Source organism: Vreelandella sedimenti, from assembly GCF_013416325.1.
Taxonomy (GTDB): domain Bacteria; phylum Pseudomonadota; class Gammaproteobacteria; order Pseudomonadales; family Halomonadaceae; genus Vreelandella; species Vreelandella sedimenti.
Map to the genome: position 1 here is coordinate 97,169 of NZ_JACCGK010000013.1, position 12,182 is coordinate 109,350.

At 54.8% G+C, this 12,182-nt stretch carries 11 protein-coding genes; 3 read left to right on the top strand and 8 right to left on the bottom strand.

The window, feature by feature from the left end:
• Position 1 precedes the first annotated feature (1 nt).
• The gene (locus tag HZU72_RS15525; RefSeq protein ID WP_235976138.1) at positions 2 to 1,105 is read right to left on the bottom strand and encodes an ABC transporter substrate-binding protein; all 1,104 of its coding nucleotides are present in this window, start codon (positions 1,103 to 1,105) and stop codon (positions 2 to 4) included.
• 367 nt (positions 1,106 to 1,472) lie between these two features.
• Here HZU72_RS15525 and HZU72_RS15530 point away from each other — a divergent pair, with 367 nt between their 5' ends.
• Positions 1,473 to 3,026 carry a BCCT family transporter gene (locus HZU72_RS15530; protein ID WP_180093678.1) on the top strand — a complete coding sequence of 518 codons (1,554 nt, stop codon included), beginning with the start codon at positions 1,473 to 1,475 and terminating at the stop codon, positions 3,024 to 3,026.
• 19 nt (positions 3,027 to 3,045) lie between these two features.
• Here the strand turns inward: HZU72_RS15530 and HZU72_RS15535 are convergent, their stop codons facing one another.
• A complete protein-coding gene (locus HZU72_RS15535; RefSeq protein ID WP_286902443.1) occupies positions 3,046 to 3,867 on the bottom strand; it encodes a flagellin N-terminal helical domain-containing protein in 822 nt (273 codons plus the stop codon).
• Between the two features lie 73 nt (positions 3,868 to 3,940).
• Entirely contained in the window at positions 3,941 to 4,387 is a 447-nt protein-coding gene (gene folK, locus HZU72_RS15540) for a 2-amino-4-hydroxy-6-hydroxymethyldihydropteridine diphosphokinase (RefSeq protein ID WP_180093680.1), read from the bottom strand.
• A 167-nt stretch (positions 4,388 to 4,554) separates the two neighbouring features.
• Here folK and HZU72_RS15545 point away from each other — a divergent pair, with 167 nt between their 5' ends.
• Positions 4,555 to 5,301, top strand: coding sequence for an SDR family NAD(P)-dependent oxidoreductase (locus tag HZU72_RS15545; RefSeq protein WP_180093682.1), 747 nt, complete (start codon positions 4,555 to 4,557; stop codon positions 5,299 to 5,301).
• Between the two features lie 97 nt (positions 5,302 to 5,398).
• Here the strand turns inward: HZU72_RS15545 and ybiO are convergent, their stop codons facing one another.
• The 5 genes from ybiO to trhO all read right to left on the bottom strand — a co-directional run bounded on the left by ybiO (position 5,399) and on the right by trhO (position 11,271).
• Entirely contained in the window at positions 5,399 to 7,810 is a 2,412-nt protein-coding gene (ybiO, locus tag HZU72_RS15550; RefSeq protein ID WP_180093684.1) for a mechanosensitive channel protein, read from the bottom strand.
• 158 nt (positions 7,811 to 7,968) lie between these two features.
• Entirely contained in the window at positions 7,969 to 8,400 is a 432-nt protein-coding gene (locus tag HZU72_RS15555) for a YqaA family protein (protein WP_180093686.1), read from the bottom strand.
• A gap of 17 nt (positions 8,401 to 8,417) precedes the next feature.
• Positions 8,418 to 9,239 (bottom strand): IclR family transcriptional regulator, encoded by an 822-nt coding sequence (locus HZU72_RS15560; protein ID WP_180093689.1) that lies wholly within the window; start codon positions 9,237 to 9,239, stop codon positions 8,418 to 8,420.
• Between the two features lie 176 nt (positions 9,240 to 9,415).
• Positions 9,416 to 10,222 carry an enoyl-CoA hydratase gene (locus tag HZU72_RS15565; RefSeq protein ID WP_180093691.1) on the bottom strand — a complete coding sequence of 269 codons (807 nt, stop codon included), beginning with the start codon at positions 10,220 to 10,222 and terminating at the stop codon, positions 9,416 to 9,418.
• A 98-nt stretch (positions 10,223 to 10,320) separates the two neighbouring features.
• Positions 10,321 to 11,271 (bottom strand): oxygen-dependent tRNA uridine(34) hydroxylase TrhO, encoded by a 951-nt coding sequence (trhO, locus tag HZU72_RS15570; RefSeq protein WP_180093693.1) that lies wholly within the window; start codon positions 11,269 to 11,271, stop codon positions 10,321 to 10,323.
• A 211-nt stretch (positions 11,272 to 11,482) separates the two neighbouring features.
• Between trhO and HZU72_RS15575 the strand changes: the two genes are divergently transcribed.
• Positions 11,483 to 12,172: a pirin family protein gene (locus tag HZU72_RS15575; protein WP_180093695.1), complete on the top strand. Its 690-nt coding sequence runs from the start codon at positions 11,483 to 11,485 to the stop codon at positions 12,170 to 12,172.
• Positions 12,173 to 12,182: the final 10 nt, after the last annotated feature.

Sequence of the window (12,182 nt, forward strand, 5' to 3'; positions counted from 1 at the left end):
CTTATTCGCCCTCGGCCGGAAACAGCATGCGTTCTTCCTGAGCAGGTAAGTAGTTTGAACTAAACACCTGATCAGGCGAAGGAATTGACGTGAGGTCGTAAGCATCGGCAACCAGTTGAATCGCCTGAGACAGACGCTCGTCATCCACTCCGCCCACGCCATTTTCGCGCACTTCGGGAGTGTCGACGACGCCATCCAGAGCGAGTTTTAAGCGCCGAGTCTCCATTTCCACATCGATCAGGCCGTCGCGGTTTTTAACATACTCAATGGCCGCCTCGGGATCGGCAATAGTGTCGCCCAGGGCGCGGTTGAAGGCGCGCAGAAAGCCCTGCACGGCTTCCGGATTTTCTTCTGCGAAGGATTCACTGGTGATAATGGCGTTGCCGTACAGGGGCACGCCGTAGTCTGGGAACGGCATAATAGTCAGCTCGTCCTCACTCATTCCCCGCTCTTCAAGATTGAGTAGGCTGGTGAAGTAGAAGCCGGTGATTGCATCCACATCGCCCCGGGTTAGCAGCGTTTCGCGCAACGTAGGGTCGACGTTTTGCCACTCCACCGCGTCGGCGTCCAGATTATTAGCCGCGGCAAACACGCCCCAGGCGCGGTAGCCGGTATCGAAGGTGGGGGCGGCGATGGTTTTACCGGCTAAATCAGCCGGGCTCTCGATGCCGCGGTCTTTGCGGGCAAACACCGCCGCGGGGGTGCCGTCGTAGACGATATAGACGCCTTGGATACCGGGGCCATCGGGGTTTTCGGCGAGAAACTCGACCAGCGCATTAAGATCGCCAAAGCCCATTTCGTAGGCCCCGGATGCCACGCGATTAATCGCGCCCGCCGAGCCGCTGCCGGAATCAATCTGAACGTCCAACCCTTCTTCAGCGAAGTAGCCTTTCTCAGCGGCCATTAAAAACGGCGCGGAGGGACCTTCAAAACGCCAATCCAGCTGAAAACGTATTTGGGTATCGTCGGCGTAACTGATAGCCGGTATTAAAATCAGCCCTGCCGCGCAGCTTGTGAGCAGGCGCGCCATAGAAAAAACTGGTGTTGCAGTGGGAAAATCTAGTGCTGAAGTAGAAGAACGGCGTATCGAAGTGGAGGTCATCATCGTGAGCATACCTTGTATACAAAATATGCTTTAGCGTTGCAGCAATATTGCCATTATTGAATTTTTATTTAATTTTCATGCTGTTAGATAGGAAGTTAAGTTCTGACGCCCTCCGCAATATGGCCAAAACGGTGCATTTGCACCTGGGCAACGCACCAAGTTAAAACATGTTAGACGTTGGTCTAAATTGGCGATATACTACGTTCAGTTTCCTGTCTTGCGCCATTCCTTGAATGGCGCTTTTTTTTACCTGTAATTTCGCCTGCTTCAAACACCAACTTCTAAACGCTCATGCGGCGTTAAACCGCTTAACGGCACGCTTTAATAGGCTGCTATTTCAGTTCCCTGCTCCCCATAGGTATTTAACATGTCCCACTCCAGCCCCAACTCTGAGGGCTTCCAGAGGTTTTCGCTCGGCGACCCTATTGTATTGATATTAAGTATCGGCTTTATCGTCGCCTTTCTCGCACTGTCGCTTTACGACGTAACTCTGGTAGCTGACAGCATCAGCGCTGGTTTCGCCTGGACCGCGCTAGTGCTGGGCAGTTACTTTCAACTGCTGCTCCTGCTGACGTTCTTTATCGCCATCGGTTTGGCCATAACTCCAGCCGCTAAAGCCAAAATCGGCAATTTAGATGCACCAGAAATGAGCACGTTTAAGTGGCTATCGATCATTCTGTGTACGCTGCTGGCAGGCGGTGGCGTATTCTTTGCCGCCGGTGAGCCGGTATACCACTTTGTGGTAACGCCTCCTGCGTTTGATAGCGAAGCAGGCACCGCTGACGCCGTTTCCGGCGCCTTGGGGCAGTCCTTCATGCACTGGGGCTTTATGGCTTGGGCGGTACTGGGGTCGCTAACCGCTGTGGTGCTTGCCCATGCACACTATGTGAAAGGCCAGCCGCTTCAGCCCCGAACCCTGCTCTACCCAGTACTGGGTGAGCGACTAATGCGCGGCCCGCTGGGCAGCACCGTCGATGCCTGCTGCGTAATTGCTTTGGTTGCAGGCACTGTGGGCCCGATCGGTTTTTTGGCCACCCAGGTCAGCTTCGGCCTGCACGAGCTGTTTGGCTTACCGGAAGGTTATCCCGGCCAGTTGATCATTCTAGCCGTTCTCGGCAGCATCTACGTGCTCTCTTCCATGAGCGGCGTACACAAAGGCATTCAACTACTTAGTCGCTTTAACGTGCTGCTGGCGCTAGCTATTGGCGCGGTCATTATTGTTTTTGGCCCCACACTGTTTTTGGTCAATAGCTACGTTTCAGGCATGGGCGCGTATGTCAGCAAATTTTTTACCATGGCGACCATGACCGCAGAGACCGCTCCAGCGTGGTGGATGCAGTGGTGGACAGTATTCTTCTTTGCCTGGTTTATTGGCTATGCGCCGCTGATGGCGATTTTTGTGGCGCGTATTTCCCGCGGTCGCAGCATCCGCGAAATGATCATCGCGGTAGCAATCCTGGCACCCATTGCCACCACCGTGTGGTTTACCCTGCTGGGCGGCTCGGGCATTTATTATCAGCTCACCGGGGTGATTGATTTAACCGAGGCGCTGAACAACTTCCAGTTTGATGTAGCCACCTTAACCGTTGCCCAAGCACTGCCCGGCGGTACCTGGATGGCACTGGCGATCCTGCTTCTGACCACCATTTTCGTTGCCACCACCGGCGACTCAATGAGCTACGCCATTGCGGTAGTAGGGGCGGGGCACGATAACCCCAGCCCGGCCATGCGGGCGTTTTGGGGGATCGCCATGGCGCTGATGGCAGCGGTACTGCTGTATATGGGCGCAGGTCAGATTGGCGCACTGCAACAGTTCATTGTTATCACCGCGATCCCGGTTTCGTTGATACTGCTGCCGTCACTCTGGAATGGCCCACAGGCAGCCTACGCCATGGCCCGTGAACAGGGTATTATTGACTAGTTCGGCAGCCCTACCAATTTTATAACCCTTCCAGCAGGCGCAGAATCATCTGCGGCTGCTGGTTGGCCTGGGCCAACATAGCGATACCTGCCTGCTGCAGGATCTGGGCGCGAATAAGGTTGGAGACTTCCTTAGCGTAGTCGGCATCCTGAATACGCGACCGGGCAGCGGAGGTGTTAACAATGCTGTTATTTAGGCCATCAATGACGCTCTCAAAGCGATTCTGAACTGCGCCCAAATAGCTGCGATGGCGATCTAACCGCTTGATCGCCTCATCCATAATATCTATTGGTTTTTCCGACCCGGTACCATCATCCAGTACGCTCAGGTTCTCCAGCCCCAACGCCTGTAAATTCATGGACTCAAAACGCACCCCAATGCTATTGCCATCGTTAGCACCGACCTGGATATTTAGCGATTTTGACTCATCAATCAGCCCAATACCGTTGAATTTACTCTGCACCGCAACACGGTCAATTTCTTCCAAGCGTTGATCAATCTCGGCTTGGATAGAGACAAGGTCATTAGAGGAGTTAGTGCCGTTAGCTGCTCGAACACTCAGCTCACGGATGCGCTGCAGGTTGTCGTTAATCTGATTGAGCGAGCCTTCCGCCGTCTGCACCATTGAAATGCCATCATTGGTGTTGCGGATCGCCTGGGTCATGCCTTTGATTTGCGCCGTCATACGATTGGCAATCGCCTGACCAGCAGGGTCATCCTTGGCACTATTGATGCGCAACCCGGAAGAGATGCGCTGCATTGCAGTCTGCATGGCCTGCTGACTGCCGCGCAGATTGTTCTGCACGGTTAGCGACATCACATTGGTATTTAGGCTGAGCAACGCACGCCTCCCGGGAAGTTAGCGCGCCCGATTGATGGCGGCTACAACGTTACTATCGGCCTAAACACAAAAATCATGAACACTTTTGAGGCTCAAGACTGCGACCACTACTCGCCAGCACTTCATCAACGGGCTTTTTCACATAGTCGTGCAGGTAGTAACCGTCATCGACCACCTCTCCATCCCAAGCCACAATGTCTAGATCCATAGTACGTGGCCCCGATTTAATCGCTCCCCGAACACGGCCCAGACGATCTTCCACCCCTTTGAGGTAAGCACGAAACGCTTCACGCTCAAGCGGTGTACACACCAACAGCGCGGCGTTTAGGAAGTCGGGTTGCTGCTGGTACCCCACCGGCCGGGTGCGAATCGTTTTGGAACGGGCCAACAGATTGCACTCACGGCTAATGATATCGACCGCCTGAGCCACATAGTGGTCAGGGTCGATGTTAGAACCTAAAGAGATCAAGCACTCATGGAGCGCTTCAGATTGTTTGGTAGACAACGTCGTTGGTGGCATAGCGACATCCTGTTAAAAGTGACGTCTTCTTGAACGGCCCTGTAAGCAGGACTCATCTATCAATACCTCTAAGCACACACCACGTGCAAGCTGTGTATAAGTTATTGACAAACGCTACACTCACGCAGAAAGTCTTCCTATACCAAGAAAACAGTAGGGGACGCCTTATGCACCATCAAGCTGCTCTGGTAACCGGCGGAGCTACCCGCCTGGGTCGATTCTTCTCCGAAGCGTTGGCTGATGCCGGTTTTGATATTGCTCTACACGTTAATCGCTCCCGCGAAGAGGCCGAGGAGGTCGCCAGCAGTATCCGCGCTAAAGGGCGGGAGTGCGAAATATTTTCCTGCGATTTTTTAAACGATGACTTAAATGACTTACTCCGGTCGGCCAAGCAGCGCTTCCCAGGGCTTAATTTGCTGCTGAACAGCGCCTCTGCCTATGCACCAGCGCCGATCGCGGCGACCGAGCTAGCGATGCTGGAGGCACAGTTCAGGGTTAATATGTTTACCCCGCTACTGCTCACCCGTCACTTTGCCGAAACCGTTCAAGAGGGCCAGGTGATCAATATCATCGATAATAAGGTGGCCTATCACCAGTATCCCTATGCAGCCTATTTGCTGTCGAAAAAGAGCCTAGCGGAGATGACTCGTATGGCGGCTCTGGAGTTTGCACCGCGTATTCGCATTAACGGCATCGCCCCCGGCGTGGTACTGCCTGCTTCCCTGCGCACTAGCAACTATATTGAGTGGCGTATTGAAGGCATTCCACTCAAGCGCCAGGGCCATCCTGGCCACCTTGTACAAGCTTTACACTATTTATTGGAAAACTCCTTTGTGGCAGGGCAGATTCTGTTTGTCGATGGCGGGGAGTCAATCAATCTGGAGGGTCGGCACTCAGAAAACTATGCCCATTAAACATTAAATAAAAATACAGCCCATAAAACGCAACGAGGCCGCCCGAAGGCGGCCTCGTTGCAGCGATTGACAACAATCACTTCACGATAACGACAGTTTAAGTTTCATCGACGTCATCATGATCAGGCTTTTCGTGTTCAAAAGTATCAGAGTTTGTTTTACTACCGCGTGGGTCAAACCTGTCATCCGATGTAATATCACCCGACTTAGGCTGCCCTGCCGGGCTACCATCGATCGTAAAGGCTTGCTGCATAACACGCAGGTTTGCGGGGGGCGCAGAACCAGTCTTATCTTGTCCAAAGTAGAGCGTGGTGTGCGGGAAGGGTATTTCAATACCTGCTTCATCAAAGCGCAGCTTCACTAGACGGTTGTAAGCTCGACCCACGGCCCACTGATCTCCCGGCGTGGTCTTAATCACCACACGGATGTTCACAGAGCTATCCGCCAGCGCGATAACGCCCGCCACGGTTAGATCGGCCAACAGTTTATGACTATGCTCTTCACTGACCTTCAGGTCTTCAAAAGCCAATTGAAGCTGTGCAATGGCATCATCAATGCTCTCACGATAGGCAATACCATACTCCCCTACATGATTACCAAACTCGCGCATGTAGTTAGATACGGTGTCCACGCTGGAGAACGGCACGATGTGATAAGTACCGGACAGATCGCGAATCCCCACAGAGCGTATACTGAGCCGTTCGGCGGTGCCCGTCACGCCGCCTACTGTCACCACGTCACCGGTGTTCATGGCATTTTCAACCTGGATAAACACCCCGGTAATAACGTCCTGCACCAGTTTCTGGGCGCCAAAACCAATCGCTAAACCAAGCACACCGGCACCGGCAATCAGCGGGCCGATATTAATGCCAATTTCCGACAGCACGATCATGCCGGTAATCGTCACCATAGCGATTGCCAGGGCATTACGAAACAGGCTGAGCAGGGTTTTTGCCCGCGCCGAGGGTTCACCATAGCCGGTTTCCGGATTGAGCTTATGCTCGATCAGGCTTGCCAGGCCCAGCCACACGGCGAGCGCCACGATCAAAATTACCGCAACACTGGTCAGATTGCCGACCAGCACGGCGCCACCTTCAGAGGCATACCAGGCAGCTAGGTCAAAGGCGCCCCAAGCGTTCAGCACCATCATGATGACCACAATCAGAATGATCGTACGCAGCACGCGAAGCGCATTGGGCACGTAGCTGTTCAAGCGCTTTTCAAGTAGCGGTAGTTTGCGCCGCAGATCGTCCGACAGGGTAATCCGACGACCAATGGTCTGGGTAAGAAGCGAGGAGACCAATAACCCCACAACAATGGCAGCAAGGGACTTCAGAGTGGCAAACATCACAAACGGAAGCGCATCGCCGGGGCGCGTTAACGTCAGCACAAATACGATCAAGAAATAGAGCAGCGCGAACAGATGCCAGGTACGGGCAAATAGCTGCAGCGAGACGCGGCTGGCAGTCAGCGTTGATTTTGCCGCCATCTCATTCAGGTTATCTCGCAGACGGGCGCGGTTTCTTAGCACCACGACCACTGCGTAGATAAACGCCAACAGCATAATCAGCGTGCCGACCGCTTGCCCCAGTGAGGCCGCCACGTAGAAGTTAACCAGCGGCACTACCACCATCAAACCGTAACCGACCATGCCGATCAAACGGGCTAGCCAGCGATTCCAGTAGGAGGCCTCCTGGGCAGAAATAGGCAGTAGCCGTAGCCCTTCGTAGCGCGAAGAGAACAGCATCCGCACACCGGCTTTGAGCAGTTCAATAATCAAGAACGCATTTAAAAACAGCGAGGCGCGGGTCGAAAGCTCCCCGGCTTCACCAATCGCAAAGGTGGCCAGCAGATTACCGCCCACATAGGCCAAGCCCACAAGCAGCACATCGATGACCGCCGCAATCGCCACGCAGAAAACCAAACGTAAAACGGGGGTTAAATTTTTGCCATTCAGCGACCAGCCGCTGATTTTGGTAAACAGCGGCTTAGCTAACCGTCGAACAATCATAAACAGCGCAAAGGTGGCGACAATCACCATGCCCAGATTAATCGCCGCACTGGTGAACGCGGTCATATCAAAGACACTGTCGGCCTCTTGGCCAGAAAATAGACCGCCGACAATGCCTACCACTTGCTCGAATTGGCCACCCACATCGCTTACCACTCGACTGGTGAGCTCAGCTAGCTGGCGCGGCAGCGAGACATCCTCAGGCGCTATTTCACTGCCTTGAGCGGCCGCTTCCGGGGAGAGTTCAGTAGCAACGCCGTCAGGCAGTGCTGAGGCTTGATTGCGCAACATCTCAATCAACTCTTGTCGCGACTGCTCATCCTCTAGCAGGTTTGCCAGTGCCTCGTAGGACGTAGGCGCCGCTTCTTCAGAGGATGCTGCACCATCTGTGCTGGCCGACTCACTTGGCGCATTCTGCGCCATTGCTGGCGTGGCTATTAAGGCAATCATTGCCAATAGCCAGACACCTAGCCAGGGTAATAAACGAAGTGGCTTCACACCTAAACCTCCTTTTGGGTGAGTGTTCTGTTCAATCTAACGGCTGCCTGGTTTTACGCAAGCCAATAATAGGCAGCCCAAGTTGCTTACACTCTACACTGCCAACACCGCTTGTGAAAAAGTTGTACAGGGTAACATGACTTGATTCATAAGGCGTTTCACTGGCACAGCGGTAATAGCCACTGCTGTGCCAGCAGTAACACCACTGCGTAACGCGCACCTTTAGCGACCACAATCCACGCTAGCGCCCGCCACCAGGGCAGCCGAAAAACGCCGGCCAGTACAGTAAGGGGGTCACCAATAATCGGTGCCCAGGAAATCAGCAGGCTTAGCTCACCAAAGCGATGATACCAGCGCTCCGCTCGGGCTAAGCCGCGGGGCGAGGCCGGAAACCAGCGGCGCTCTTGAAACTGACGCGCATAGCGGCCCATCGCCACGTTGATCATGCTGCCGAGGGTGTTACCCGCCGTGGCCACCAACCACAGTGCTAACGTCGGCTCGCCGAGACACCACAGCCGCGCTAGCCACACTTCCGACCCGCCGGGAAGAAGCGTGGCGCTGACCAGGGCGACAAAAAACAGGCTTAGCATAGACTCAGTGAGCCACGTTAACGTGGCACCTGCCCACCCAACTGTTGGGTTATCTCATCGGCCGTTTGGCGAACCAGCGCTCCCAGGGTGAGTAAGCGAGCTTCCGGGATGCGCGCCACCGGGCCAGACACCGAGATCGCCGCCAACGGCGTGCCGTGCTCATCAAACACACAGGCGGCCACGCAGTGCAGGCCAATGGCATGTTCTTCACGGTCACAGGCAAAGCCTTGGGCGCGAATCTGCTCCGTTTCCATTTGCAGTGTATCGGATTGATAGAGCGTATTGGCGGTCACTCTTGCCAACTCGCTGCCATCCAGCAGTTTGGCGCGCTCATCATCGGGCATCCACGCCAGCAGCGCTTTACCTACGCCGGAGGCATGCAGCGGCGCGCGGGAACCTAGGCGGGTGATCATGCGCATCATCTGCGGTGATTCATGCTGCGCTAAAAAGACCGCCGTGGCCCCATCGCGAATGCCCAAATTAGCGGTCTCGCCGGTCTCCGCGGTTAAACGGCGCAGAAAAGGGCGACTTGTGGCCACCACGTCGCGGGCCTCAAGAAAGCTATTGCCGATACGGAAGGTTTTGACATCGATTCGCCATAGGCCCTGCTCGTTCTCCTGGGTCACAAACCCCTGACTCTGCAAGGCTTGCAGCAAGCGGTGGGTGGTAGAGGGCGCCAAATCGGCCATTTCCGCCACATCGGAAAGGGCCAACCCAAGCGGGCTGGCCGCAAGGTACTCCAACAGCGTTAAGCCACGCACCAACGACTGGCTATGGCCTCCGCTAGCTTTGGCGGTACTCGCCGGACGACCGACCGTCCTGCGTTTGGCTTCACTCACTTGGCTTTCTCCAAATAGGCACAACTAAAAGACGCTCCCAAAAGCGCTCCTACTACTCACTAAAAGCGCCCTTGCTGACGACGGCTTCCCTAAAATACAAAGGCGTCAGGATAACGTGACAACATGGCAATTGTCGCGTTTACGGAAACGAATTCCATTGATTCAGCGATGGCACCTCAGCGATGATTCCAGCGCGGTAGCCGCTTGGCTATAAACGCATCGATACCCTCACCCACATCCTCGGCCAACATATTGCAGGCCATGGTTTCCCCGGCAAAGGCGTAGGCTTCCTCGAGCGGCATGGCAAGCTGGCGAGTAAACATGGCTTTTCCGGTGCGCACGGCGACGGCGCTTTTAGCGCAGATACTGGACGTCAGCTGTTTAATTGCCTCATCCAGCGCATCGTCCTCTGCCACGCGGTTAATCAAGCCCCACTCGGTAGCCTGCTCGGCGCTGATAAATTCCCCGGTAAGCAGCATCTCCATGGCGTGTTTGCGCGCAACGTTTCGGGAAAGTGCTACCGCTGGAGTAGAACAAAACAGGCCAACATTGATACCGGAAACAGCAAAGCGTGCGCTGCGCGCCGCCACCGCCAGATCACAGCTCGCCACCAGTTGGCAACCCGCGGCAGTAGCGATGCCCTGCACCTTGGCGATGACCGGCACCGGCAAGTGCACAATAGCCTGCATCACTTCGCTACAGCGGGCAAACAGCGCTTGATAGTAGGCTTTATCGGGGTTGGCACGCATCTGCTTCAGATCATGCCCGGCGCAGAAGGCTTTGCCTTCGGCGGCAAGTACCACACAGCGCACGCTGCTATCGTCAGCAATATCGGCTAATGCGTCGTGAAGCGCTTCCAGCATGGCTTCCGAGAGCGCATTAAAGCGCTCCGGTGTGCTCATCGTCAGCGTTGTTACGCCCTGCTGGTCAAAGCGCTGTAGAGGGAAAGCCGTTGAAGATAGAACGTCAGAGGGGATGGGCATGGTGAAATCCTGGGTTTGAGTAACACTTTGCCCATCAGTCTAGCGCACAAGTTTTACGTTCGGTTCTTACTTACAAATCTTACCTACAGTGCGCTACTTCATTTTTTCATTAGGCGAGTGTCGCGGCCTAAGGGGTGCGGCTCGCCGCGCTGTTTGGCTAAATCGATTTGGCGTTGGCGCTCCCGAGCCGCCGCGCGGGTCTTCTCCGGCAACGAGTCGATGCAGTGAGGGCAGCTAATCCCCGGCTCGTAAGCAGAAGACTGCATATCCTCGGCGGAGATCGGCATGCGGCAAGCGTGGCACTGCTCGAACTCGCCTTTGCTTAAGTCGTGGCGAACCGTCACCCGGTTGTCGAACACAAAACACTCACCACGCCACAGCGACTGCTCTTCCGGGACTTTTTCCAGGTAGTTCAGCACGCCGCCTTTTAAATGGTAGACCTCTTCAAAGCCTTCTTTAAGCATAAAGCTGGAGGCTTTTTCACAGCGGATGCCGCCGGTGCAGAACATGGCCACTTTCTTATGCTTTTCCGGGTCGTAGTGTTCGCGCACGTACTCGGGAAACTCGCGGAAAGTGGTGGTTTTAGGATCGATTGCCCGCTCAAAGCTGCCAATCGCCACTTCGTAATCATTGCGGGTATCGATCACCAGTACTTCCGGGTCGGCAATGATGTCGTTCCAGTTTTCCGGCTCGACGTAAGTGCCCACAGTATCGTTAGGGTCGATATCAGGCACGCCGAGGGTGACGATCTCTTTTTTGAGTTTGACCTTGGTGCGATAGAACGGCGTTTCGTCACAATAAGACTCTTTGTGATCAATATCGGCCAAACGTGGGTCGGCGGTGAGCCAAGCCAGCAATCCATCAATGCCCTCGCGGCTGCCCGCCACCGTGCCGTTAATGCCCTCTTTAGCAAGCAGCAAAGTGCCCTTTACGTCGTTATCGAGCATGGTTTGGCGCAGCGGCTCGCGCAACGCTTCGAAGTCGTTCAGGGTGACAAATTTGTACAGCGCTGCGACCACAATGGGCGGCGTTTGAATGGGTACTGACATGTAAAGCTCCAGGTAGTCACCCTCGCAAAGGGCGGACCGGGTTAGAAGAGGCCAGGATTTTACTCGAAAGCTAACCAAAAGTTTAGCGCTGGCAATCACATTTAATACATCGATTTATTCGACAGGAACGTGCAGAAAGCTTCACCCCACGGGGCGTCAGCAAGGCTGTATATTGTCATTATTCAATCTCACGCAACCTGCGGAGCACACCATGATTATTCGTCGTTCAAACGAGCGCGGCTACGCCGACCACGGCTGGTTACGCTCACTCCATACCTTTTCATTTGCCAACTACGTTGACCGCAACCATATGGGGTTCCGCGCTCTGCGCGTGATCAATGAAGACCGCGTAGCGGGCGGCCATGGTTTTGGCGCCCATCCTCACCGGGATATGGAGATTATCTCCTATGTGCTTGAAGGTGAAATGGAGCACAAAGACAACATGGGCAATGGCGAGGTAATGCGCCCGGGCGATGTGCAGCGCATGTCGGCAGGCACCGGGGTGCTGCACAGCGAGTTCAATCACTCCAAGGAGAACGGGCTGCACTTCCTGCAGATCTGGATTGAACCCAAGCAGCTCGGCATTAAACCCAGCTATGAGCATAAGGCTTTTCCTAGCGCTGAGCGTCAAGGGCAATGGCGTTTAGTGGCTTCTGAAGAAGGCCGCGACGGGTCTGTGAGCATCAACCAGGATGTGAACCTTTACGCGGGTTTGTTTAGCGCTGGCGAACAGGCCACAACGCCGCCTTCGCGCTACGCTTGGCTGCATGTGGTGAACGGCGAAATGGAGGTCAACGGTGAGACGTTGAGCGCAGGCGACGCCGCGGCGTTCCAACCGGATGAGGCGATTAACCTTACCGGCAAGGAAGCAGGCGAAGTGCTGTTGTTTGATCTTGCTTAAATACCGAACC

Bases quoted from the DNA above. Each gene is read 5' to 3' on its own strand.
- trhO (WP_180093693.1), bottom strand. From the start codon at position 11,271: ATGTCAGTACCCATTCAAACGCCGCCCATTGTGGTCGCAGCGCTGTAC.
- HZU72_RS15545 (WP_180093682.1), top strand. From the start codon at position 4,555: ATGCACCATCAAGCTGCTCTGGTAACCGGCGGAGCTACCCGCCTGGGT.
- HZU72_RS15555 (WP_180093686.1), bottom strand. From the start codon at position 8,400: ATGCTAAGCCTGTTTTTTGTCGCCCTGGTCAGCGCCACGCTTCTTCCC.
- HZU72_RS15530 (WP_180093678.1), top strand. From the start codon at position 1,473: ATGTCCCACTCCAGCCCCAACTCTGAGGGCTTCCAGAGGTTTTCGCTC.
- HZU72_RS15525 (WP_235976138.1), bottom strand. From the start codon at position 1,105: ATGATGACCTCCACTTCGATACGCCGTTCTTCTACTTCAGCACTAGAT.
- folK (WP_180093680.1), bottom strand. From the start codon at position 4,387: ATGCCACCAACGACGTTGTCTACCAAACAATCTGAAGCGCTCCATGAG.
- HZU72_RS15575 (WP_180093695.1), top strand. From the start codon at position 11,483: ATGATTATTCGTCGTTCAAACGAGCGCGGCTACGCCGACCACGGCTGG.
- HZU72_RS15565 (WP_180093691.1), bottom strand. From the start codon at position 10,222: ATGCCCATCCCCTCTGACGTTCTATCTTCAACGGCTTTCCCTCTACAG.